Here is a 22,698-nt window from a genome sequence, read left to right on the forward strand (position 1 = left end):
CAGATATCTATCAGGAGAAGGTAGAAGATAAGGAGGGGATTGCGTATGAATATACGTTTTTACAATGCCAGAATCTTAGCGCCGTCAGAGGGACATTCTTTTCAGGTGATAACCGGGGAATTGTGGGTAAAGAAGAATGAGATTATCTATATCGGGGATGGCCTTGATACGGAACGTGTTTTTGAAAAAGAGCCGGCAGGAATGATTCTTTGGGACAGGGAAATTGACGCAGGGAAAAACCTGCTGCTGCCGGGATTTAAAAATGCCCATACCCATACGGCTATGACATTTTTACGTTCCTATGCGGATGACCTGCCATTACAGGACTGGCTGACAAAGCAGGTATTTCCGAAAGAGGCACTGCTTACGGCAGATGATATATACTGGCTCAGCATACTAGGCATCATGGAATATCTGACCAGTGGCATCACTTCAAATTTTGATATGTATTTCTTTCCGGAGACAATTGCAAAGGCTTCCATAGACTGTGGATTCCGGACCATGCAGGTCAGCAGCTTCAATGATTTTACAAGCTCCATTGAAGAGATGGAAGAAATTTATCATAAAGTCAATGAAATGAGTGACTTAACCGGTTATGTGCCGGGATTTCATGCGGAATATACCACCTCAAAAGAGCACTTAAAACAGGTGGCAGCATTATCCGAAAAGCTGCATGCACCGGTATATTTCCATAATTCCGAGACTGCACTTGAAGTAGAACAGTGTAAGGAGCGTTATGGAATGACACCGACCCGGCTGATGGAAGAGCTTGGAATGTTTCAATATGGCGGCGGTGGTTATCACTGTGTATATTTTGAAGATGAGGATTTTGAAATTTTTCGAAAGAGAAATCTTACGGCAGTAACGAATCCTGCATCGAATCTGAAGCTGGCAAGCGGAATCGCACCGATTGACCGCTTTATAAAAGAGGAAATTAATCTTGCTATCGGAACAGATGGCCCGGCAAGTAACAACTGCCTTGATATGTTCCGGGAAATGTTTTTAACTACCGGTCTGGCAAAGGTCAGAGAAAAGGATGCAGCCTGTGTTGGTGCGGAAGAAGTACTTTATATGGCAACGACAGGAGGAGCTGCTGCCATGGGATTAAATGAATGCGATAGTCTGGCAGAGGGAAAGAAAGCAGATTTAATCATGCTTGATTTAAAACAGCCGAATATGCAGCCGGAAAATAATCTCGTCAGGAATATTGTATACAGCGGAAGCAAACAGAATGTAAAGCTTACTATGGTAAATGGACAAATTCTTTATGAAGATAACACATTTCAGATTGGATTTGAACCGGAAGAAATATACCGGAAAGCAAATGAAATTATTGGCAGAATGAAATGAGAGGAACGATATGAAAGTAATATTTGTACATCATAGCTGTTTTGTGGTGGAAATGGAAGATGTGATTTTGATATTTGATTATTTTGAAGGAAACCGTGTAACCGGTTATACTTTTACCGGAGTGCTTCCGGTATTTGACAAAGACAAATCCATTTATTTCTTTGCAAGCCATAAGCATCAGGACCACTTTGATATGAATATTTTAAAACTGGCAGAGGATTATGAAGACATTCATTTTATTTTGTCAAAAGATACAAAAATGAGTCCGAATTTTATGAAAAAACACGGTATTCCGGAGCGGGCAAAGAAATGTATCGAATATGTCATTCCGGATAAGAAATATGAAATCGGAAAAGTGAAGGTAAGAACCCTTCGTTCCACGGATGCCGGTGTGGCGTTTCTGGTAAAGACCTGTGGCAAGACCATTTATCATGCAGGAGACCTTCATAACTGGAAGATGGAGCATGTGGGAGAGCTGATTAATGGCAAGATGGAGCGGGACTATAGACACCAGATACGCAAGTTAGAAGGTGAGCATATCAATGTGGCATTTGTGGTTTTAGACCCGAGACTTGGTGAGTATACTGACCTTGGTTTGGCTTATTTCATGAAAAATGTGGAAGCTGATTATGTATTCCCGATGCATATGTGGCAGGATTATTCTGCCATTGAAAAATACAAGCAAAAATGTGATAATCATTTGTATACGGACCGAATCATGGATATCGAAAAAGAAAATCAGGTATTTGATATGGACAATCTCAAATGAAATTCTTGAATTATGCCATTAATTGGTCTATACTTAATACGTTTCCTGCTTAGGGGAAGGAAACTATTTCGTTACACGGGAAATCGGTAAAAAGTGGTTCCCGTAGTTAAAAACAGGAGGAAGAATGTATGGATAATTTTCTCGCATTTGGAGGCAGTTTTTTACAGTATGTAGTTATTTTTGTGATTCTGGTTGCAATTGCAGTTCTCGGTGTATTCACAGGTATTGCACTGCGGAAACGGAAAGATGCAAAGGAACTGGCATTACATGAAGATAAAAAGGAAGAAAAATAGTTTTTTGGAGGAATTATTGTGAAGAAATACGGAGTAAATGACTTAAGAAGAATGTATCTTGAATTCTTTGAGAGCAAAGGACATCTGGCAATGAAGAGCTTTTCTTTAGTACCACATAATGATAACAGTCTTCTGCTTATCAATGCTGGTATGGCTCCATTAAAGCCATATTTTACAGGACAGGAGATTCCGCCGAGAAGAAGAGTGACAACCTGTCAGAAATGTATTCGTACCGGAGATATTGAAAATGTAGGTAAGACAGCAAGACATCTTACTTTCTTTGAGATGCTTGGAAACTTCTCTTTTGGTGATTATTTCAAACATGAAGCAATTGCATGGTCATGGGAATTCTTAACAAAAGTGTTAGAGCTTGACCCGGAGCGCCTGTATCCGTCTATTTATGGAGAAGACGAAGAAGCATTTGAAATCTGGACCAAAGAAGTCGGTGTTCCGGCAGAGAAAATTACCAGATTCTATCGTGACCCGGAAACCGGAGAATGTGATAACTTCTGGGAGCATGGTGCAGGACCTTGCGGACCGTGTTCTGAAATCTATTATGACCGTGGAGAAAAATACGGCTGTGGAAGTCCTGACTGTAAAGTAGGATGTGAGTGCGACCGTTTCATGGAAGTATGGAACAACGTATTTACACAGTTTGAAGGAGATGGCAAAGGTGGTTATACCGAGCTTTCCCAGAAAAATATTGATACCGGAATGGGATTAGAGCGTCTGGCAGTTGTTATGCAGGATGTAGACTCCGTATTTGATATTGATACTATGAAAGCAATCCGTGATAAGATTTGTGAATTATCAGGAAAGACTTATCAGCAGGATGCATTAGATGACGTTTCTATCCGTCTGATTACAGACCATATCCGCTCTGTAACCTTTATGGTATCCGACGGAATTATGCCAAGTAACGAAGGAAGAGGTTATGTTTTAAGAAGACTGATTCGTCGTGCTGCAAGACATGGCAGATTACTTGGAATTGATGGACTGTTTTTGGCAAAACTCAGTGATACTGTTATTCGTGAGAGCAAGGATGGTTATCCGGAATTAGAGGAGAAGAAAGATTTCATCTTCAAGGTATTATCCCAGGAAGAAGAAAAATTCAATAAAACAATTGATCAGGGACTTGCTATCTTAGCAGAGATGCAGGACAAGCTGGAAAAAGAAGGAAAGAAAGAATTATCCGGAGCGGATGCTTTCAAGCTTTATGATACTTACGGATTCCCTCTTGACCTGACCCAGGAAATCTTAGAAGAAAAAGGATTTACCATTGATGAAGCCGGATTTAAGGCCGCAATGGAAGAGCAGAGAGAGAAAGCAAGAAAAGCAAGAAAAGTAACCAACTACATGGGTGCAGATGTTACCGTATATGAATCCATCGACCCAAGTATTACAACTGAATTTGTCGGATATGAGAACAATACTTATACCTCAAAGATTACAGTAATGACTACCGAGACTGAAATCACAGAAGCTTTATCCGATGGTGAGATTGGAACTATTTTCGTAGAGAAGACTCCATTCTATGCAACCATGGGTGGACAGGTAGCAGATACCGGTGTTATCAGCAGCAAGGACGGAAGCTTTGTCTTTGAAGTAGAAGATACCGTAAAGATGCTTGGCGGCAAAGTCGGACATATTGGTAAAGTTACCAAGGGAATGATTAAGACCGGTGATGAAGTAGAACTTTCCATTGATGCAGACAGAAGACTTGCAATCGGAAAGAACCACAGTGCAACACATCTTCTTCAGGAAGCCTTAAGAGAAGTACTTGGTACCCATGTACAGCAGTCCGGTTCTTATGTAGACGAGCACAGATTAAGATTTGACTTTACACATTTCTCAGCAATGACAGCAGATGAGATTACCAAAGTGGAAGACATTGTAAACCAGAAAATTGCAGAAGCACTTCCTGTTATAACAGAAGTAATGTCTTTAGAGGATGCAAAGAAGACCGGTGCAATGGCATTATTTGGTGAGAAATACGGTGATAATGTCCGTGTTGTAAAAATGGGAGATTTTTCTACCGAGCTTTGCGGTGGTACCCATGTAAGCAATACAAGTGCAGTCCAGGCATTTAAGATTATTTCCGAGGCTGGAATCCAGGCTGGAGTCAGAAGAATTGAAGCCCTGACATCCAAAGGTGTATTTGAATATTATGACCAGTTAGAAGAAACCTTAAAAGAGGCTGCAAAATTATTAAAAGCGACACCTGCAAATCTTGTTGAGCGTGTAAATCATGTATTAGGCGAAGTAAAAGCATTACAGTCTGAAAATGAATCCTTAAAGAGCAAAGCGGCAAAGGATGCATTAGGTGATGTTATGAATCAGGTGGAGGAAGTAGCTGGTGTGAAACTTTTAGCAACCAGCGTTTCCGGTGTAGATATGAATGGTTTAAGAGACTTAGGAGACCAGCTCAAAGAGAAGCTTGGCGAAGGTGTTATCGTATTAGCTTCTGATTGTGATGGCAAAGTAAATCTTGTTGCAATGGCAACTGAGGAAGCAATGGGCAAGGGTGCACATGCCGGTAACCTCATCAAGGGAATTGCTGCGAAGGTTGGCGGAGGCGGCGGTGGCCGTCCAAATATGGCTCAGGCCGGTGGTAAGAATCCGGCTGGCATCAAAGATGCTTTGACAGAAGCAAAGACTGTTCTTGCACAGCAGTTAGCATAAAATATACTGAATTAAAAATATTTTCCGGAAAATTGGAAAAACAGCAAAAAAACGGTTGACGTACGGGAAAATTATGCTATAATCTTTGGTAGTGCAATAAAATTACCCAAACAGTTGAATATGCACAATACGCAACTGGAGGGAGGTTAGGTGTGAGACAATGTCAAATGTAATCGTAAAAGAAAACGAGACGTTAGATAGCGCTTTACGCAGATTCAAAAGAAACTGTGCGAAAGCTGGTATCCAGCAGGAAATCCGTAAAAGAGAGCATTACGAGAAACCAAGTGTTAAACGTAAGAAAAAATCGGAAGCTGCAAGAAAACGTAAGTACAACTAATAAGATAGAAAGCTGTCACATTTGTGACAGCTTTCACTTTTTTACTTTACAGGAAATTGCTTTCCTGTAAAGTAAAAAACGCTCCGCGAGGATGCACACTGCGGCGTATAAGGTAGATGTCGCAAGCGACCGCCGCAGGCGCGAGAATGTGCCAAGGCACATTCTCTGTTCTATTGCCAAGCTTATGGGTTGCCAAGCATTCGTAAGAAACTGCTGGTGGCAGGTTTTGTAGGAGGGAAACAAATTTTAGAGCATATTTTATAAGACAAGTCATATATTAGTCGTGAGGAGAAATCCTTGCGACTTTTTTACTTTACAGGAAATTGCTTTCCTGTAAAGTAAAAAATGCTCCGCGAGGATGCGCACTGCGGCGTATAAGGTAGATGTCGCAAGCGACCGCTGCAGGCGCGAGAATGTGCCAAGGCACATTCTTTTTTACGCATGTTTCTCGTAGTTACGCAAGTAGACTAGAAAGAATATATTGATAGACCGAAAGAAAGGAGTGAATCCGGAAACAATGTTAGAACAGGTACTTCAGATTTTCCCGGCAGAGCTTCGGAAAATGCTGCTTGCAAATAAAGATAAATTAAAGGAGACAGAGGAAATACGCATTCGTATAAACCAGCCGATGATTCTCTGGGATGGGAGAAAGGAATATTTTTTAGATAAGCTAAGTGGCAGATTAAGTGTGGAGGCGGAAGGAAGTTATTACATAAAGGAAAGTGATATTTCTGCGATGCTGACTTTTTTAAGCAGGTATTCCATTTATGCCTATGAAGAAGAGTTAAAGAGTGGATTCCTGACCTTAGAAGGTGGACACCGGGTAGGAGTAACCGGACAGATCCGGATGGAGGGAGAAAAGGTGGAACAGCTTGCTTATGTCGGATCATTGAACATAAGAATTGCACATCAGAAGATTGGATGTGCAAAGGAAATTCTGCCCTTTATCAGAACAGAACAGAGTGTGAGAAATACGCTTTTCGTATCTTCCGTTGGGATTGGAAAGACAACCCTGCTCCGGGACAGTATTCGTCTGATTTCCGGAGATGAGACAAGCAGAATACACTTTAAAGTAGGGGTGGTAGATGAACGTTCTGAGATAGCAGCCTGCTGCCATGGAATACCGCAGAATAATCTTGGCATACGTACAGATGTGATAGACCGGTGTAAAAAGGCTGTGGGAATGCGGATGCTTCTTCGTTCCATGTCGCCGGATGTAATTGCAGTGGATGAACTTGGTTCCATGGAAGATTTTCAGGCAGTGGATGAAGTATTGCATTGTGGCTGCAGTATTCTTGGAACCATTCACGCGGCTGATATGTTGGAGTTACAACAAAAGGAACAACTTCAAAAATGGCTAGAACAAAAGATTTTTGAGCGGTATGTCATCTTAAAAAAGGATGATGGTGGAAGAAGACATTTTATGATTTATGATGGGGCATGGGAAAAAATATGGTCCGATTGATAGGAGTTGTGCTGATACTTTTGGGGACAGTTGGGATTGGTTATGACAGGATGCAGCAGATAAAGCGGCATTATGAAGGGCTTTTAGACTGGCGGGAATGTATGCTGAAAATACAGGGAGATATGCAGAGCTTAAAGAAACCGCTGCCGGATATTATTACAGAATTGGGGCATCATGCACCGGAAGCTTTTCAATCATTTTTTATGCATCTGCATAAGGAGCTGATGCAGTATGAGAACAGCAGTCCGAAAAGCTGTTGGAAGGAGGCGTGGAAGTCATGGAAAAAAAGGGAAATCTTTACGAAAGAGGAAGGACAACTGTTTTTGGAGTGCGGAAGACTTTTGGAACAGGGAAGCGGAGGGTTGTTTGAAAAAGAAGCAGAGATACTGATAGAAAGAATCAATATTTTGATTCAAAGAGAACAGACAGAGATGAGAGAGAGGATAAAAGTCAGCATGTACCTGTGTGCTACCGCAGGAATATTTCTGGTGCTGATACTGGTTTAATGGAGGAGAAGATGAGTGTAAACCTGATATTTAAAATTGCGGCAGTTGGTATTTTGGTGACGGTAATCAGCCAGGTGCTAAAGCACAGTGGGCGGGAAGAACATGCATTTTTAACCAGTCTGGCAGGACTTTTGATTGTGCTGTTCTGGATTGTTCCATACATATATGATTTGTTTGAAACGATGAAGTCACTGTTTTCGTTGTAGAGGAGAAATATGGATATTATTCAGGTTGGATTGCTGGGAATTACAGCAGTTTTTCTTGCACTTTTTATCAAAAACTACAAAAGTGAATACAGCATTTTAATCAGTATTGTGGCGTGCCTGTGCATTTTCATTTTTCTGATAGGAAAATTGGAGCTTGTATTGTCTTATGTCAATAGTGTGGTGCAACTGCTTCCTGTAGATGGAAGGTATCTTGCCATGATTTTAAAAATGATTGGAATTACTTATGTAGCAGAATTTGCAACAGATATCTGCAGAGAATCCGGGTATCAGGCAATTGCCGGACAAATTGAAATCTTTGCCAAGCTGTCGATTCTTTTAATCAGTATGCCGGTGCTGATGGGATTTATTGAAACGTTAGGGGCTTTTTTATGAAGAAACAACCATTAAAAAATGCGTTTAAGATGTTTGTAAGAACGGCAGGATGTTTCATTATATTTTTCATGTTCTGGCTCATGCCAGGAGGACTTGTACAGGCATCTTCCGTATCGGCAGCATCAGATAACAGCTGGACAGGGACGGATAAGGATTATACGGATGATTTTATGGAACAGCTGGATTTATCAGAGATTGAGCAGTATTTAAAGGAACAGGATGCTACAGAAGAGATTAGTTTCTATGAACTGATTAAAGAGCTGGCAACCGGAAACTTTTCCTGTGACGGACAAAAGCTGACGCAGGCAGTGGGAAGGATTCTGTGGGGAGAATTGCAGGATAATAAGGCAATACTGGTAACCGTTCTTTTACTGGCAATCAGCTGCGCATTTCTTAAAAATTTCTCTGATATTTTTCATAATACTTATATATCGGAGGTCTGCTTTTTCCTGATTTATATGGAGATGACAGTCCTGCTGCTGCAGTCCTATCAGATGATGAGTGATATTGTAGTAACGGCAATGAATCAGATTGTAGATTTTATGAATATGCTGATTCCAGTATTTGGCATGTCTCTGGCATTTTCCATGGCAAATTTTACAGCGGCAGGATTTTACCAGATTGCTTTTATCGTGGTTTATATTGTTCAGTGGGGAATGCTTGCCTGTCTGGTGCCAATGACGAAACTCTTTATTATGATGGAATTTATGAATTATATGATAGAAGGGGAACGTTTTAGCAGAATGTGTGAACTGATGGAAGAAATAATCCGCTGGTGCTTAAAATGTGCGATTGCAGCAACCATTGGTCTGAATGTGGTACAGACCATGGTGGTTCCGGCCATTGACCGATTGAAAATGAGTACCGTTACAAAGACACTTGGAATGATACCGGGAATGGGAAATATTACAGGAGCAGTCAGTGAACTGATGCTTGGAGCGGGTATGGTCATTAAGAACAGTGTCGGAACAGCCGGGGTATTGATTTTACTTTTGCTGGTGATGTTTCCACTATGCAAAATGTTTTTGCTGAGTCTTATGTATAAAGTGACAGCGGCAGTAACCGAACCGGTATCGGATAAGAGGATCGCAGGAAGCATGAACGGCATTTGTCTGGGCTGCCAGCTGCTTACAAGGATTTTACTTACTTCGCTGGTTCTTTTTCTTGTGACGATTGCCATGATTACTGCAGTATCCGGATTCCTTATGGGATGAAGGAAAGAAGAGAAATAAGAAGGGGAAGAGGGAGCAATATAAAATGGATGCAATTTTAAACTGGATGAAGGGAATTCTGATCCTTTTTCTGATTGGACATGTGATGCTGTATCTGGTACAGAATAAAATTTATGAAAAATATGTGCATTTCTTTCTTAGGATTCTGATTCTGCTGGCGGTAATGGCGCCCATTGCTTCTAGGCTAATTGATGAGGATACGCTGATACAGAATATGGAACAGGCACAGTTCTTTCAGGAACTTGAAAATGTACAAAATATAAATGCCATAAGCAGTGCGGAGACTGCAGATTATCGTTTGCAATATGAAGAAGCCTGTGGCGGGCAGGTAGAGGATACCCTAAGGCAGAAAGGCTATGCGGTGGCATACAGTAAGGTAACGTTAAATGAGGGTTATGAAATAGAACATATTACAATCGGGATTGAAAAGTCTGGGGATAACATTGAAAAAAATAGTTCCGTCCATGTTTCGGATATTGAGATACCGGCAATTGAGATAAAAGAAACAGAAGAGAAAAAGGAGCATACAAGTCAGGAGTATGCAGAATTAGAAAAATTTGTATGTGAAAATTATCTGGTTGATAAGACGCAGATTCAGATAGAAGAGGTGAGATGATGAAAATGCAGGATTTTATGCAAAAGATAAAAGAAAAGAAACTAAAACGGTCAGATTGGTTGATTTTAGTCCTGGCAGGCATATTGATTCTGATTATCGCATTGCCTACAGATACAAAAGAAAAAAAACAGGCAGAGGAAGCAAAAGAAAATATATCAAAGGAAAATAATACCATGGAGGCATCTAAGGATGAAATAGAGCGGAAATTAGAAGATATTTTAGAAAAAATCGACGGGGCTGGAGATGTAAAGGTGATGATTACTTATCAGGACAGTGGGACACAGGTGGTGGAAAAGGATAAAAATACTTCTGAAAATTCTTTAGAGGAAAGTGACAGCACTGGTGGAGTAAGAAGCACAAAGGAACAGCAGCTACAGGAAAGTACGGTATATGAGGAAGCAGATGCCGGAAATACCCCCTTTGTTTCTAAGGAACTTCTTCCCAAAGTGGAGGGAATTTTAATTGTGGCATCCGGTGGTGATAACCAGAAGGTGAAACAGAATATTTCCGAGGCGGTTTTGGCATTATTTCAGGTAGAAGCACATAGAATAAAAATAGTAAAAATGAGCGGACTGGAGGACAGTAAATGAAGAAAGTATTTAAGAAAAATCAACTCATTATAACCGCATTGGCATTGATGATAGCAGTGGCTGGTTACTTAAGTTTTACCGACAAGAATGGCAAAGATGAAAAGGTGGCAATGGAGGCTTCTGCGGATACGGCAGATTTATCTTATGAGATATCGGCAGAGGATGACTTAGCGGAAGCAGATATTTTTACCGATACGGAAGATAACAGTAGTGAAGCTGTATCAGCGGCAGACAATGTGGTTGAAGAGAGCCTAGAGAACCCGGGCGAAGCCGTCATGGCAAGCAGCAGCATGGATTATGCGTCAGAAATGAAACTGGGCCGGGAACAGGTACGTTCTAAAAACAAAGAGACTTTGCTGGAAATTATCAATAATACAAATATAGATGAAGCTGCAAAGCAGGATGCCTTAAATCAGATGGTGGCAATGACGGATATTGCAGAACGGGAAAATGCAGCTGAGATGTTGTTAGAGGCAAAAGGATTTACGGATGTAGTTGTCAGCATTACTGATAATACAGCGGATGTGGTACTTGATATGGGAGAAGTAACAGATGCCAAACGTGCCCAAATAGAGGATATTGTAAAGAGAAAAGCCGGCATTGAGGCAGAAAATATCATTATCACACCAATTCAGAAAAATACTGCACAGGAGAATCCGGCAACAGAAACCACCGAAAATTCAGACACAACAGAACAGACAAATTAAGGGAAGCAGCCCCGCCCTTAGATACTTGAAAACGGGGCTGAAATTAGTATAATAATATCATAAGAAAAAGAACCGACAGAACCATGAGAAGAGAGGGAATGCCTATGAAGAGAGTATTTTTAATTGTATTAGACAGTGTTGGAATCGGAGAGATGCCGGATGCGGCAGAGTATCATGATGAAGGAAGCAATACCTTACTTGCAGCTTCACGGAGTCCATATTTTTCCATGCCGAATATGCGCTCGCTGGGCTATTTTAATATTGACGGAGTCCATATTGGAGAAAAAGAAGCAAATCCGAAAGGTGCATTTGCCAGACTGACAGAGGTGTCCAAAGGAAAAGATACCACCATCGGACACTGGGAGATTGCAGGCGTGATATCCAGTCATCCACTGCCAACATTTCCAAATGGATTTCCACAGGAAATCATAGAAGAATTTGAGCAGAAAACCGGACGCGGGGTACTTTGTAACCGTCCATATTCCGGCACGGATGTTATCCGGGATTATGGAAAAGAGCATATGGAAACTGGAAAACTGATTGTATACACATCAGCAGATTCTGTTTTCCAGGTGGCAGCCCATGAAGAGGTAGTGCCGATTGAAGAACTGTACCGGGATTGCCAGATTGCAAGAAATATGCTGACTGGGAAAAACGGAGTGGGAAGAGTCATTGCAAGACCGTTTATCGGAGAACCGGGGAATTTTACACGTACTGCAGGAAGACATGACTTTTCCTTAGAACCGCCGGCAGTCACCATGTTGGATCAGCTGACGGAAAGTGGGAAAACAGTGCTGTCTGTTGGAAAAATCATAGATATTTTTGCAGAACGCGGAATTACAGATTTTGTACGAACAAACGGAAATGATGATGGAATTGACAAAACATCAGCCTATATGGACAAAGATTTTACTGGATTATGTTTTACAAATTTGGTAGACTATGATATGTTGTATGGACATAGGAATGATGTAGATGGTTATGCAAAAGCACTGACACACTTTGATGAGCGGCTGCCGGAGCTTTTGGCAAAGTTACGGGAGGATGATATTTTAATGATTACAGCCGACCACGGATGTGATCCGAGTACACCTTCTACTGACCATTCCAGAGAGTATACACCACTTCTTATGTATGGAGCGCATATTACTCCGGGTAAGAACTATGGCACAAGAGGCAGCTTTGCAGACATTGCCGCAACCATATTATCTTACTTCGACATAAAGCAAAAATGTGCGGGTGAGCCGCTGGAATTATAGGAGGTCCCATTTTGGCTGATTTTAGAAAAGAGATAGAGAAACGAAGAACATTTGCGATTATTTCCCATCCGGATGCCGGTAAGACAACCCTGACAGAGAAATTTCTTCTGTATGGAGGAGCTATTAACCTGGCAGGTTCTGTAAAAGGAAAAGCAACTGCAAGACATGCAGTTTCCGACTGGATGGAAATAGAGAAGGAGAGAGGTATTTCCGTTACTTCTTCTGTATTGCAGTTTAATTATGGTGGATATTGCATCAATATTCTGGATACACCGGGACATCAGGACTTCTCGGAAGATACCTATCGTACCCTGATGGCTGCTGATTCTGCAGTTATGGTAATCGATGGTTCAAAAGGTGTAGAGGCACAGACCAGAAAACTGTTTAAAGTCTGTGTAATGCGTCACATTCCGATTTTTACATTTATCAATAAAATGGATCGTGATGCTAATGATACCTTTGATTTATTAGATGAAATCGAAAAAGAACTTGGCATTGCTACCTGTCCGGTTAACTGGCCGATTGGCTCCGGAAAGAATTTTAAGGGAGTTTATGACCGGAATACGAAAAAAGTCATGCTGTTCTCTGATACCTTGAAGGGAACCAAGGAAGGTGAAGAAAAAGATTTTGATATTAATGATCCGGCATTGACAACAGAAATCGGGCAGGAATACCGGGATAAATTGGATGAAGAAATTGAATTGTTAGATGGTGCAAGTGCAGAATTCGATATGGATCTTGTGTCCAGGGGAGAACTGTCACCGGTATTCTTTGGTTCTGCTTTAACGAACTTTGGTGTAGAAACTTTCTTAAAGCATTTCCTTTCCATGACTACATCACCGCTTCCGAGAAATTCGGACAAGGGGCTGATTGATCCGTTTGGTTCCGATTTCTCTGCTTTTGTCTTTAAAATTCAGGCAAATATGAATAAGAATCATCGTGACCGTATTGCATTTATGCGAATCTGTTCCGGAAAGTTTGAAGCCGGCATGGAAGTAAAACATATCCAGGGTGGAAAAACAATCCGTCTTTCCCAGCCGCAGCAGTTGATGGCACAGGAGAGAAAGATTATAGATGAAGCATATGCCGGAGATATTATCGGAGTCTTTGACCCGGGTATCTTTTCAATCGGTGATACTTTAACCACTGCGAAAGACAACTTCGAATTCGAAGGAATACCGACTTTTGCACCGGAGCATTTTGCAAGGGTACGTCAGGTAGATACCATGAAGAGAAAACAGTTCGTCAAAGGTGTCATGCAGATCGCACAGGAGGGCGCAATCCAGATTTTCCAGGAATATCAGGGTGGTATGGAAGAGATTATCGTAGGCGTAGTAGGTGTACTGCAGTTTGATGTATTAAAATACCGTCTGGAAAATGAATACAATGTGGAAATACGCTTGGAGAAGCTTCCATATGAGCATATCCGCTGGATTGAAAATAAAGATATTGATATGGACAAGCTTACCGGAACTTCCGATATGAAGAAAATCCGTGACCTTAAGGGCAATCCATTGCTGTTATTTGTCAATGCATGGAGTGTCGGCATGACTCTTGACCGGAATGATGGTCTGGTATTATCGGAATTCGGTAAAAATTAAGCGGGTATAAACAAAATTAAGAAGAGACATACTTAAAAAAGAAAAAATAGAAGCTTTTCTATAAAAGTAAAGGAGGATAACGAAATGGTAGTAAAGATTACAAATGACAATTTTGAAGAAGAAGTATTAAAGTCAGATAAACCGGTACTTTTGGATTTCTGGGCAGACTGGTGCGGTCCGTGTAAAATGATGTCTCCGGTTGTAGAAGAACTGGCGGATGAATTAGAGGGACAGGTAAAGGTTGGAAAAGTGAATGTGGATGAAGAAGCAGCACTGGCTTTAAAATATCAGATTATGAGCATTCCGACCCTGGTTGTAATGAAAAAAGGTGTTTTTGAGGGAAAGAGCATCGGTGTGCAGGATAAAGACGAAGTATTAAGGCTTTTAGCTTTATGATTGCAGCTGATAAGAAAATCCGGATGGTATATCTTAATATACTGTCCGGATTTTATCATACATTTTTTATAGAAGCATAATAAATGCCTGATTCATATTGCTATAAAAATATATCATTGCATATAAAAAAATATAGAAGTTATTTTTCAGCAAGTTTCTGCTCTAACTGACCGATGATGCGTCCTTTGTCCATCGGAGAAAGTTTATGGAAAAGCTGGAGCAGTAAATGTTCATCCGGGTCGGATGGGAAAGCATGATATTCTGATTCTTCTGCAATCTGAAGGTTGGAAGCCGGCTGGTATTCACCGGTCAGAAGATAGTATACATCAACATCTAAAAATTCACTTATTTTTACAATTTTATCAGAAGAAGGATTTGTACCCTTGGATTTCCAGCTGCTGATAGCAGCGGGAGAGATTCCGGTGTATTCCGATAATTCTTTTTGTGAAAGCTTCTTTTCCCGTAATAATGCAAAGATACGTTGGCTGATTGTCATAGTGTACTCCTTTATCAGGTATTAAATAATATTGTATAGAAAATAAAAAATAAAATAAAATACGCAAATATGAATTGACAAATTCATATTTATGAATTATAATGTAATTTGTGAAATTATTTTCATATTATACATCATTTTTTATATAAACACAAATGATAAAGAAGAAAAGGGGAGACTTTTATGGCAAAGACAAAACGGCAGATTACTCCAATGGGGAAAGAAATAAAGCGCAGGCTGGTAGAACTTGAGATGAGTCAGGAAGAACTTGCAACATCGGTTGGGTGCAGTCCGCAGTATATCAATCATATCATTTATGGAGAACGGTCTGGTGAGAAGTACTTAGAACAGATTTTCCTGATTCTTGGTATGGATCAATATCATGATTAAAAAGATGGAACGATTGCCAGAGGTTTCCATTGTTTATAGAAAATTAATTTGTAACCGGAATCTTATTATGTTAAGATAAGGATACCTTTCCATGAGAGACTTCAGAAAGAAGTCTTTTTTCTTTACATGAGAATATTTACAGTCTATAAAATATTTGGCTATTCTGCCGGGTATACCCACTTTACAGAATGTATAGGGACAGAAAAAAATATTTTCTAAAAATGCAGTTGACATTTGGAAGAAAGTATACTACTATAATATCAGAAAACGAACATAAGTTCGCATGAAGGAGAATTGACATGGCGAGAGATGTAAAAGATACGAGAAGAGACAGCAGTAAAGAAGATAAATTAAAGGCACTGGATGCTGCTATATCCCAGATTGAGAAGCAGTACGGAAAAGGTTCTGTTATGAAACTGGGGGATGAGAGCAACCGGATGAATGTGGAGACTGTTCCGACAGGAGCATTAAGTCTTGATATTGCTTTGGGATTAGGCGGACTTCCTAAGGGAAGAATTATTGAGATATATGGACCGGAGTCCAGTGGTAAGACGACCGTTGCCCTGCATGCAGTCGCTGAGGTGCAGAAGCGTGGAGGAATTGCCGGATTTATTGATGCTGAGCATGCATTAGACCCGGCATATGCGAAGAATATCGGAGTAGATATTGATAATCTTTATATTTCACAACCGGATAACGGAGAACAGGCACTTGAGATTACAGAGACTATGGTCAGATCCGGTGCAGTAGATATTGTAATCGTAGACTCTGTTGCAGCACTGGTGCCAAAGGCAGAGATTGATGGTGATATGGGAGATTCCCATGTGGGCTTACAGGCAAGATTGATGTCACAGGCACTTCGTAAGCTGACTGCAGCAATCAACCGTTCTAACTGTATTGTAATCTTTATTAACCAGTTGCGTGAAAAGGTTGGAGTTATGTTTGGTAATCCGGAGACAACAACCGGTGGCCGTGCATTGAAATTCTATTCTTCCGTACGTCTTGATGTACGTCGAATTGAATCCTTAAAACAGGGTGGAGAAATTGTCGGTAACCGTACCCGTATTAAAGTAGTGAAGAATAAAGTGGCACCGCCATTTAAAGAGGCTGAATTTGATATTATGTTCGGAGAAGGAATTTCAAAAGAAGGAGATATCCTTGATCTGGCTTCTGAACTTGGTATTGTAAATAAGTCCGGTGCATGGTATGCATATAATGGAGATAAGATTGGCCAGGGTCGTGAAAATGCCAAGACTTATCTGAAAGAGAATCCACAGGTCTGCCAGGAAATCGAAGAAAAAGTAAGAGCTCATTATGCAGTGGATAAGAGTGAAGAAGAAACAGAGACTCCAGCTGCAAACGGACCGGAAGTTCTTGATGCAGAGTAATGGACAGAATTGTTTCAGGGATAACAGAATATAAGAAAAACAAATATAAGGTGTGTATGGATGATGGTACACACCTTGTATTATATAAAGGTGAGGTGCACCGCTACAGATTACAGGAAGGGCAGACCGTAGACGAGGCACTGTATCAGGAACTCTTTTATGAAGTAGTAGGTAAGCGGGTGAAAAAACGGGCACTTGCACTTTTAGAGAAGATGGACCGGACAGAACAGGGGCTTTACCGGAAACTGGCTGAGAGTGAATATCCGGAAGAACTGATTCTTGATGCCATAGAGTATGTGAAGAAATATCATTATATTGATGACATGCGCTATGCAAGAAATTATATCAGTTACCGACAGGGCAGTAAGAGCCGCCGCCGGTTACAGCAGGAACTGATGCAGAAGGGAGTTCCCAAAGAAATTACAGAGCAGGCCTTAGAAGAAATCTATGAAAATAATGATACAGAAAAAATTGCTGAAATATTAAAAAAGAGACATTATAATCCGGAGCAGCCGGATGCAAAGGAAATGCAGAAACAGTATAGATATCTGATGCGGAGAGGATATAAAAGTGAAGACATTTTACGTGTAATGAAATGTCCGGACTACTTGACATAATATTAGAAAAAGTATAAAATTTATTTATTGTTATTTATGACAGATGAATGAATATTTATGTTATATGAACAATGAAAATTGAATAAAGGAGGTGCTCCTGTGCAGGCAGTAATTATAGCTGTTGTAATTACATTTATTGTCACATGTGCTATCACCTGGTTTGTTGCAAATGCATACCAGAAAAAGCAGACTGCTTCAAAGATTGGCAGTGCAGAAGATAAAGCCCGTGAGATAATAGATGAAGCTGTGAAGACCGCTGAGACGAAGAAGAGAGAATCTTTGCTTGAGATTAAAGAAGAGTCGATTCGTACGAAGAACGAATTGGACAAGGAAATCAAGGAAAGAAGAAACGAAATTCAGAGAAACGAGCGCAGAGTGGAACAGAAGGAATCCAATCTGGATAAGAAACTGGAAGCCATTGAGAAGCGCGAAGCAGGTTTTGCAGCAAAAGAAGAAGAGCTGAACAAACAGAAAGCTGAAATTACAAAGCTTCATGAAGAGCGTGTACGGGAACTAGAAAGAATCTCAGGACTTACCTCCGACCAGGCAAAAGAATATCTATTAAAAACTGTTGAAGAAGATGTAAAGCTTGATACTGCAAAATTAATCAAAGAGATGGAGCATCAGGCAAAAGAAGAAGCTGGAAAGAAGGCAAAAGAATATGTGGTTACTGCAATTCAGAAATGTGCTGCAGACCATGTGTCAGAGACAACCATCTCTGTAGTACAGCTTCCGAATGATGAGATGAAGGGAAGAATTATCGGACGTGAAGGAAGAAATATCCGTACGTTAGAAACACTGACTGGTGTAGATTTAATTATCGATGATACACCGGAAGCAGTTATCCTTTCCGGATTTGATCCAATACGAAGAGAAGTTGCTCGTATTGCATTAGAGAAATTGATTGTAGACGGACGAATTCATCCGGCTAGAATTGAAGAAATGGTAGAAAAAGCGCAAAAAGAAGTTGAAACCATGATTCGTGAAGAGGGTGAAGCTGCTACTTTAGAAGTAGGTGTACATGGCATTCATCCGGAACTTGTGAAATTATTAGGCCGAATGAAATTCAGAACCAGTTATGGTCAGAATGCATTAAAGCATTCTATAGAAGTAGCACAGCTTTGTGGCTTACTTGCGGCTGAAGTTGGTGTAGACGTAAGATTGGCAAAACGTGCAGGACTCCTGCATGATATTGGTAAATCAGTAGACCACGAAGTAGAAGGTTCACATATTCAGATTGGTGTGGATTTATGTAGAAAATATAAAGAATCTCCGCTTATTATCAATGCGGTAGAGGCACACCATGGCGACGTAGAGCCAGAGTCATTGATTGCTTGTCTGGTACAGGCAGCCGATACAATTAGCGCAGCAAGACCAGGTGCAAGACGCGAGACAATGGAAACATATTCCAACAGATTAAAGCAGTTAGAAGATATTACAAATGAATTTAAAGGTGTAGATAAATCTTTTGCAATTCAGGCGGGTAGAGAGATTCGTGTAATGGTAGTTCCTGAACAGATAAGTGATGCTGAAATGGTATTACTTGCCCGTGATATTTCAAAGCAGATTGAATCTGAATTAGAATATCCAGGTCAGATTAAGGTAAACGTAATTCGTGAATCACGTGTAGTTGATTACGCAAAATAAGCAGGAAATAAGTGTCCGAAGAGTGAAAGCTTTTTGGACACTTATTTTTTTACTTTACAGGAAATTGCTTTCCTGTAAAGTAAAAAAACTCTACGAGAAAAAACAAGTAATGAGGAAAAATCTGTAAGAAAAAAGGAGAATACAATGGGACAGGATCATCAGGAAGAAAAAAGAATCAGAAGAGTTAACAGGGAGTTAAAATATCAGGGCGCAATCGTGGATGTTTATTCAGACACCATCGAGACACCGGATGGAAATATTGCATACTGGGATTATGTGGAACACAGAAAAGGAGCTGCGGCAGTTGTGCCGGTTACACCGGAGGGCAGAATCTTAATGGTACGCCAGTATCGGAATGCATTAGACCGTTATACTATTGAACTGCCGGCAGGATGCAGAGATTCCCTGACAGAGGATACGAAAATAAGTGCCATGCGGGAATTAGAGGAAGAGACAGGCTTTCAGTGCGGTCATATCGAAAAGATGCTTTCTTTAAAGACGACCGTAGCTTTCTGTAATGAGTTTATTGATGTATATCTGGCAACGGATTTAAAACCGGGAAAACAGCATCTTGATCCAGAAGAATTTATTGAAGTAAGGGCATATGACCCGGAAGAATTATTGGAAAAAATTTATGCCGGAATAATCCAGGACAGTAAAACCGTAGCTGGTATCTTGGCATATTGTTACCGTTACCGGAATAATATGAAATAAGAAAATTAAGACAAGTGAATACATGGAAAGAGTATCGGGGATAAGAAGAGAAAAGCATCTTCATCTGTTAGAGGTGTTATTTTTAGGCTGTTTTGTGATTGGCATTATAGCTGCTAATTTGTATGGAAGAAGCCGTCTGCAGCAATATGGCATATTAAATGATTATTTCATACAGCAGTTAAAATATATTACGATAGAAAAACATGATTATTTTATTTATGTACTATCAGCAAGAGTGCCGGTTGTCCTTACATTAATCTTCTTTGGAATGACACCGTGGTACCGGGTTATGAATAGTATATTTCTGATATGGAGCGGCTTTTCTTTTGGTTTCCTGTGCGTGATGGCAATCAGCAATATTGGCGCAGGTGCCATCTGGCTTATGATGATTGCGTTATGCCCACAATTTATTTTCTATGTGTCCGGATACCTGCTGTTATTAAAGTTAGAAGAAAAGTACCAGTGCGGAAAGGAACATGGAAAGCTTGGGGAATGGATCCTTTTGTGGGGGATTATATTATTATTGTTCTTTATCGGATTCTTAACAGAGGCATATCTGAATCCAGGTATGGTGCACTTCGTGTTGAAAAAAATATAAAAAATTTTACGAAATTTTTACAACATATTGTGGGTAGAAAAATAGAAATAAGATACATGTGGTAGATTTATGTAAATCAGCAAAAAACAGGCGAAAATATGAATTGCTTTTCCAAATTAGAATCATTATAATAGGGATTGTACTTGCCTTTTGGAAAAGAATAGAAGGGCATAAGAGAAAAAGAGTTAGGTGGTTACAGTTATGACACAGGAAATAGATGCTTTTATGAAGTATCTTCAGGAAGTAAAGAAAATATCGAAAAATACAGCGGTTTCTTATGAGACGGATTTGCGCAAAATGAAGGAATTTCTGTATTCTGAAGGTGTGCTTTCTGTGGAGGATGTCAGACAGGAACACTTAAAAATATATATGGAAAAGCAGGAGCAGGAAGGAAAGAAACCGGCAACGATTTCCAGAGGACTTGCATCCATGAAAGCCTTTTTTCAGTATCTTATGGTACAGAATTATGTAAACCAAAATGTGACGGATGGATTAAAGGCACCCAAGATAGAGAAGAAAGCTCCGGTTATTCTTTCTATGGAAGAAACCAGCCGGCTTTTAGACCAGCCAAACGGAAATACACCGAAGGAATTAAGGGACCATGCGATGTTAGAATTGCTTTATGCGACGGGAATCCGTGTCTCTGAATTGATTTCTTTGAAGTTAAGCGATATGAATTTGAAACTGGAATATATTACCTGCAAAGATGCTCATAAAGAAAGAATTATTCCTTTTGGAGAAGTAGCAAAAGAGGCTCTGCAGCATTATCTGGAAGAGGGAAGATCATATCTTGTCAGTGAAGAGGGCAGTGAATATCTTTTCACCAACTGTTCCGGCAAAGAAATGAGCCGTCAGGGTTTCTGGAAATTAATTAAAGCCTATGGAAAGAAAGCCGGAATTGAGACAGAAATAACACCGCATATGCTGCGTCATTCTTTTGCAGCTCATCTGGTAAGCAATGGGGCAGATTTGAAAGCGGTTCAGGAAATGTTAGGACATGCAGATATTTCTACCACGCAAATCTATGCACAGATGAAACAGAGCAGAATCCGTGAAGTATATGCCAAGGCACACCCAAGAGGATAAAGAAGAAACTACGGGAAACACGCTTTGCGGGTTTCTTGCTACTTGCATAAATAGAAAAAGGGGGCAGCCATTTTTTAAGAAAATGGCTGCCCCCTTTTTCCATTGTCAGGCATTCGTAAGGAGCTGCCGGAGGCAGCTCCTGTAGATGAAATTATTATTTATTCATTTCTGCAATGTCATAGATAAGACGAGCGGAATCTTCCCAGCCTAAGCATGGGTCAGTAATGGATTTACCATAGATGTGTTCGCCGATTTTCTGATTGCCCGGTTCAATGTAGCTTTCAATCATAACACCCTTAATCATCTTGTGAATTTCAGGGGAGAGCTGGCGGTTATGCATCACTTCTTTGACGATACGGATCTGCTCGAAGTATTTTTTATTGGAGTTAGAGTGGTTTGCATCTACGATAGCAGCTGGATTCTTAAGGTCACGTTCATTATACATTTCAATCAGACGCATAATATCTTCGTAGTGGTAGTTCTGTGTGCTGTTACCATGTTTGCTTACAGCACCACGGAGAACAACGTGAGTTAAGTCGTTACCAGGAGTCTCTACTTCATATCCACGATATACGAAATGATGTGGATGCTGGGCAGCATATACGGAATTGAGCATAACGGAGAAGTCACCACTGGTCGGGTTCTTCATTCCGGATGCAACATCAAACCCACTGACTACAAGACGATGCTGCTGGTCTTCTACAGAACGTGCACCGATAGCAACGTAGGAGAGCAGGTCGTCAATGTAACTCCAGTTTTCCGGATAAAGCATTTCGTCGGCAGGGGTCAGACCACTTTCTTCAATGGTACGGATGTGCAGCTTACGCATTGCAATCAGTCCGGCAACCATATCAGGAGCTTTCTCAGGGTCAGGCTGGGTAGCAATACCTTTATAGCCTTCGCCGGTTGTTCTTGGCTTATTGGTGTAGACACGAGGGATAATAATCAGACGGTCTTTGACATCTTCTGCAATTTTGGTCAGGCGGCTGACGTAGTCGCAGACAGGTTCTTCGCTGTCAGCGGAACAAGGTCCGATGATAACTAAGAAACGGTCATCTTCGCCGGTTAAGACTTTGCGAATTGCAGCATCCCGTTCTTTTTTTATCTGTGCCAGTTTCTCCGGAAGTGGATACTCTTTTTTGATTTCTTCCGGACTTGGTAATTGGTTTAAAAAATTAAAACTCATATTTTTAGTCTCCTTTAGTAAAAAAAACTTGCTTTTTTTATATTATAAGATTCGTTTTTAACTGTCAATGATATGATTTAATAATAATTTTATACTTTTTTAATTGACCTATCTTAATCATGGTGCTATTATTGTTTTCACATGTTAATAGTTAACAATGTTAAATAAATAGAA

Annotated in this window: 25 protein-coding genes; 23 read left to right on the plus strand and 2 right to left on the minus strand. The window is 40.4% G+C overall.

What is annotated here, in order from left to right:
* The first annotated feature begins 45 nt into the window (after window positions 1-45).
* The 16 genes from DWY37_RS00785 to trxA all read left to right on the plus strand — a co-directional run bounded on the left by DWY37_RS00785 (window position 46) and on the right by trxA (window position 14,402).
* Window positions 46-1,350: an amidohydrolase family protein gene (locus DWY37_RS00785; protein ID WP_118542033.1), complete on the plus strand. Its 1,305-nt coding sequence runs from the start codon at window positions 46-48 to the stop codon at window positions 1,348-1,350.
* A 10-nt stretch (window positions 1,351-1,360) separates the two neighbouring features.
* Window positions 1,361-2,119: an MBL fold metallo-hydrolase gene (locus DWY37_RS00790; protein ID WP_117698711.1), complete on the plus strand. Its 759-nt coding sequence runs from the start codon at window positions 1,361-1,363 to the stop codon at window positions 2,117-2,119.
* Between the two features lie 128 nt (window positions 2,120-2,247).
* Window positions 2,248-2,412 carry a vanadium nitrogenase gene (locus tag DWY37_RS00795; RefSeq protein ID WP_117698712.1) on the plus strand — a complete coding sequence of 55 codons (165 nt, stop codon included), beginning with the start codon at window positions 2,248-2,250 and terminating at the stop codon, window positions 2,410-2,412.
* Between the two features lie 18 nt (window positions 2,413-2,430).
* Complete coding sequence (gene alaS / locus DWY37_RS00800; protein ID WP_330408383.1) at window positions 2,431-5,094, plus strand: alanine--tRNA ligase; 2,664 nt, start codon at window positions 2,431-2,433, stop codon at window positions 5,092-5,094.
* Between the two features lie 160 nt (window positions 5,095-5,254).
* Window positions 5,255-5,431 carry a 30S ribosomal protein S21 gene (gene rpsU / locus DWY37_RS00805; RefSeq protein ID WP_021737899.1) on the plus strand — a complete coding sequence of 59 codons (177 nt, stop codon included), beginning with the start codon at window positions 5,255-5,257 and terminating at the stop codon, window positions 5,429-5,431.
* Window positions 5,432-5,948: 517 nt separating this feature from the next.
* A complete protein-coding gene (spoIIIAA, locus tag DWY37_RS00810) occupies window positions 5,949-6,896 on the plus strand; it encodes a stage III sporulation protein AA (RefSeq protein ID WP_118087511.1) in 948 nt (315 codons plus the stop codon).
* Complete coding sequence (locus tag DWY37_RS00815; protein ID WP_158552107.1) at window positions 6,884-7,402, plus strand: stage III sporulation protein AB; 519 nt, start codon at window positions 6,884-6,886, stop codon at window positions 7,400-7,402. Before spoIIIAA ends, DWY37_RS00815 begins: the two co-directional genes overlap by 13 nt.
* 11 nt (window positions 7,403-7,413) lie before the next feature.
* Complete coding sequence (gene spoIIIAC, locus DWY37_RS00820; RefSeq protein WP_022243260.1) at window positions 7,414-7,608, plus strand: stage III sporulation protein AC; 195 nt, start codon at window positions 7,414-7,416, stop codon at window positions 7,606-7,608.
* A 9-nt stretch (window positions 7,609-7,617) separates the two neighbouring features.
* Window positions 7,618-8,001: a SpoIIIAC/SpoIIIAD family protein gene (locus DWY37_RS00825; protein ID WP_117698716.1), complete on the plus strand. Its 384-nt coding sequence runs from the start codon at window positions 7,618-7,620 to the stop codon at window positions 7,999-8,001.
* Window positions 7,998-9,215 carry a stage III sporulation protein AE gene (locus DWY37_RS00830; RefSeq protein WP_118541575.1) on the plus strand — a complete coding sequence of 406 codons (1,218 nt, stop codon included), beginning with the start codon at window positions 7,998-8,000 and terminating at the stop codon, window positions 9,213-9,215. The genes DWY37_RS00825 and DWY37_RS00830 overlap by 4 nt, the downstream gene beginning before the upstream one ends.
* A gap of 43 nt (window positions 9,216-9,258) precedes the next feature.
* Entirely contained in the window at window positions 9,259-9,849 is a 591-nt protein-coding gene (locus DWY37_RS00835) for a stage III sporulation protein AF (RefSeq protein WP_117698718.1), read from the plus strand.
* On the plus strand, window positions 9,846-10,439 hold the full coding sequence (locus tag DWY37_RS00840) for a stage III sporulation protein AG (protein ID WP_147326041.1): 594 nt from the start codon (window positions 9,846-9,848) through the stop codon (window positions 10,437-10,439). Before DWY37_RS00835 ends, DWY37_RS00840 begins: the two co-directional genes overlap by 4 nt.
* A complete protein-coding gene (locus DWY37_RS00845; protein ID WP_118057378.1) occupies window positions 10,436-11,146 on the plus strand; it encodes a SpoIIIAH-like family protein in 711 nt (236 codons plus the stop codon). Before DWY37_RS00840 ends, DWY37_RS00845 begins: the two co-directional genes overlap by 4 nt.
* A gap of 104 nt (window positions 11,147-11,250) precedes the next feature.
* On the plus strand, window positions 11,251-12,405 hold the full coding sequence (locus DWY37_RS00850; protein ID WP_118541573.1) for a phosphopentomutase: 1,155 nt from the start codon (window positions 11,251-11,253) through the stop codon (window positions 12,403-12,405).
* An 11-nt stretch (window positions 12,406-12,416) separates the two neighbouring features.
* Window positions 12,417-14,006 carry a peptide chain release factor 3 gene (locus DWY37_RS00855; protein WP_117698721.1) on the plus strand — a complete coding sequence of 530 codons (1,590 nt, stop codon included), beginning with the start codon at window positions 12,417-12,419 and terminating at the stop codon, window positions 14,004-14,006.
* Window positions 14,007-14,090: 84 nt separating this feature from the next.
* Window positions 14,091-14,402, plus strand: a complete 312-nt coding sequence (gene trxA, locus DWY37_RS00860) for a thioredoxin (protein ID WP_022243252.1) — start codon at window positions 14,091-14,093, stop codon at window positions 14,400-14,402.
* Window positions 14,403-14,541: 139 nt separating this feature from the next.
* Here the strand turns inward: trxA and DWY37_RS00865 are convergent, their stop codons facing one another.
* A complete protein-coding gene (locus DWY37_RS00865) occupies window positions 14,542-14,898 on the minus strand; it encodes a helix-turn-helix domain-containing protein (protein ID WP_022243251.1) in 357 nt (118 codons plus the stop codon).
* Window positions 14,899-15,081: 183 nt separating this feature from the next.
* On the opposite strand from DWY37_RS00865, the gene DWY37_RS00870 reads away from it, so the two are divergent.
* The 7 genes from DWY37_RS00870 to xerD all read left to right on the plus strand — a co-directional run bounded on the left by DWY37_RS00870 (window position 15,082) and on the right by xerD (window position 21,338).
* Window positions 15,082-15,288, plus strand: coding sequence for a helix-turn-helix transcriptional regulator (locus tag DWY37_RS00870; RefSeq protein ID WP_117698723.1), 207 nt, complete (start codon window positions 15,082-15,084; stop codon window positions 15,286-15,288).
* 299 nt (window positions 15,289-15,587) lie between these two features.
* On the plus strand, window positions 15,588-16,676 hold the full coding sequence (recA, locus tag DWY37_RS00875; RefSeq protein ID WP_022243249.1) for a recombinase RecA: 1,089 nt from the start codon (window positions 15,588-15,590) through the stop codon (window positions 16,674-16,676).
* Window positions 16,676-17,293, plus strand: coding sequence for a regulatory protein RecX (locus DWY37_RS00880; RefSeq protein WP_118541571.1), 618 nt, complete (start codon window positions 16,676-16,678; stop codon window positions 17,291-17,293). The genes recA and DWY37_RS00880 overlap by 1 nt, the downstream gene beginning before the upstream one ends.
* A gap of 126 nt (window positions 17,294-17,419) precedes the next feature.
* On the plus strand, window positions 17,420-18,940 hold the full coding sequence (rny, locus tag DWY37_RS00885; protein ID WP_416390266.1) for a ribonuclease Y: 1,521 nt from the start codon (window positions 17,420-17,422) through the stop codon (window positions 18,938-18,940).
* A 144-nt stretch (window positions 18,941-19,084) separates the two neighbouring features.
* Entirely contained in the window at window positions 19,085-19,654 is a 570-nt protein-coding gene (locus DWY37_RS00890; protein ID WP_118544399.1) for an NUDIX hydrolase, read from the plus strand.
* A 22-nt stretch (window positions 19,655-19,676) separates the two neighbouring features.
* On the plus strand, window positions 19,677-20,252 hold the full coding sequence (locus tag DWY37_RS00895; protein WP_118057375.1) for a stage II sporulation protein M: 576 nt from the start codon (window positions 19,677-19,679) through the stop codon (window positions 20,250-20,252).
* Between the two features lie 201 nt (window positions 20,253-20,453).
* Entirely contained in the window at window positions 20,454-21,338 is an 885-nt protein-coding gene (gene xerD, locus DWY37_RS00900) for a site-specific tyrosine recombinase XerD (protein ID WP_118057374.1), read from the plus strand.
* Between the two features lie 154 nt (window positions 21,339-21,492).
* On the opposite strand, the gene DWY37_RS00905 is transcribed toward xerD, so the two are convergent.
* Window positions 21,493-22,524 (minus strand): 3-deoxy-7-phosphoheptulonate synthase, encoded by a 1,032-nt coding sequence (locus DWY37_RS00905; RefSeq protein WP_117698729.1) that lies wholly within the window; start codon window positions 22,522-22,524, stop codon window positions 21,493-21,495.
* Window positions 22,525-22,698: the final 174 nt, after the last annotated feature.

This window comes from Roseburia sp. AF25-13LB (genome assembly GCF_003478915.1).
Lineage (GTDB): Bacteria > Bacillota > Clostridia > Lachnospirales > Lachnospiraceae > Roseburia_C > Roseburia_C amylophila.

Excerpts from the sequence above, each read along its gene's own strand:
- DWY37_RS00815 (WP_158552107.1), top strand. The coding sequence starts at position 6,884 with ATGGTCCGATTGATAGGAGTTGTGCTGATACTTTTGGGGACAGTTGGG.
- xerD (WP_118057374.1), top strand. The coding sequence starts at position 20,454 with ATGACACAGGAAATAGATGCTTTTATGAAGTATCTTCAGGAAGTAAAG.
- DWY37_RS00790 (WP_117698711.1), top strand. The coding sequence starts at position 1,361 with ATGAAAGTAATATTTGTACATCATAGCTGTTTTGTGGTGGAAATGGAA.
- DWY37_RS00840 (WP_147326041.1), top strand. The coding sequence starts at position 9,846 with ATGATGAAAATGCAGGATTTTATGCAAAAGATAAAAGAAAAGAAACTA.
- DWY37_RS00895 (WP_118057375.1), top strand. The coding sequence starts at position 19,677 with ATGGAAAGAGTATCGGGGATAAGAAGAGAAAAGCATCTTCATCTGTTA.
- trxA (WP_022243252.1), top strand. The coding sequence starts at position 14,091 with ATGGTAGTAAAGATTACAAATGACAATTTTGAAGAAGAAGTATTAAAG.
- DWY37_RS00825 (WP_117698716.1), top strand. The coding sequence starts at position 7,618 with ATGGATATTATTCAGGTTGGATTGCTGGGAATTACAGCAGTTTTTCTT.
- spoIIIAC (WP_022243260.1), top strand. The coding sequence starts at position 7,414 with ATGAGTGTAAACCTGATATTTAAAATTGCGGCAGTTGGTATTTTGGTG.
- DWY37_RS00795 (WP_117698712.1), top strand. The coding sequence starts at position 2,248 with ATGGATAATTTTCTCGCATTTGGAGGCAGTTTTTTACAGTATGTAGTT.
- DWY37_RS00905 (WP_117698729.1), bottom strand. The coding sequence starts at position 22,524 with ATGAGTTTTAATTTTTTAAACCAATTACCAAGTCCGGAAGAAATCAAA.
- DWY37_RS00785 (WP_118542033.1), top strand. The coding sequence starts at position 46 with ATGAATATACGTTTTTACAATGCCAGAATCTTAGCGCCGTCAGAGGGA.
- DWY37_RS00880 (WP_118541571.1), top strand. The coding sequence starts at position 16,676 with ATGGACAGAATTGTTTCAGGGATAACAGAATATAAGAAAAACAAATAT.
- DWY37_RS00850 (WP_118541573.1), top strand. The coding sequence starts at position 11,251 with ATGAAGAGAGTATTTTTAATTGTATTAGACAGTGTTGGAATCGGAGAG.
- rpsU (WP_021737899.1), top strand. The coding sequence starts at position 5,255 with ATGTCAAATGTAATCGTAAAAGAAAACGAGACGTTAGATAGCGCTTTA.
- DWY37_RS00870 (WP_117698723.1), top strand. The coding sequence starts at position 15,082 with ATGGCAAAGACAAAACGGCAGATTACTCCAATGGGGAAAGAAATAAAG.
- DWY37_RS00835 (WP_117698718.1), top strand. The coding sequence starts at position 9,259 with ATGGATGCAATTTTAAACTGGATGAAGGGAATTCTGATCCTTTTTCTG.
- DWY37_RS00865 (WP_022243251.1), bottom strand. The coding sequence starts at position 14,898 with ATGACAATCAGCCAACGTATCTTTGCATTATTACGGGAAAAGAAGCTT.
- DWY37_RS00830 (WP_118541575.1), top strand. The coding sequence starts at position 7,998 with ATGAAGAAACAACCATTAAAAAATGCGTTTAAGATGTTTGTAAGAACG.
- spoIIIAA (WP_118087511.1), top strand. The coding sequence starts at position 5,949 with ATGTTAGAACAGGTACTTCAGATTTTCCCGGCAGAGCTTCGGAAAATG.
- DWY37_RS00845 (WP_118057378.1), top strand. The coding sequence starts at position 10,436 with ATGAAGAAAGTATTTAAGAAAAATCAACTCATTATAACCGCATTGGCA.
- DWY37_RS00890 (WP_118544399.1), top strand. The coding sequence starts at position 19,085 with ATGGGACAGGATCATCAGGAAGAAAAAAGAATCAGAAGAGTTAACAGG.
- recA (WP_022243249.1), top strand. The coding sequence starts at position 15,588 with ATGGCGAGAGATGTAAAAGATACGAGAAGAGACAGCAGTAAAGAAGAT.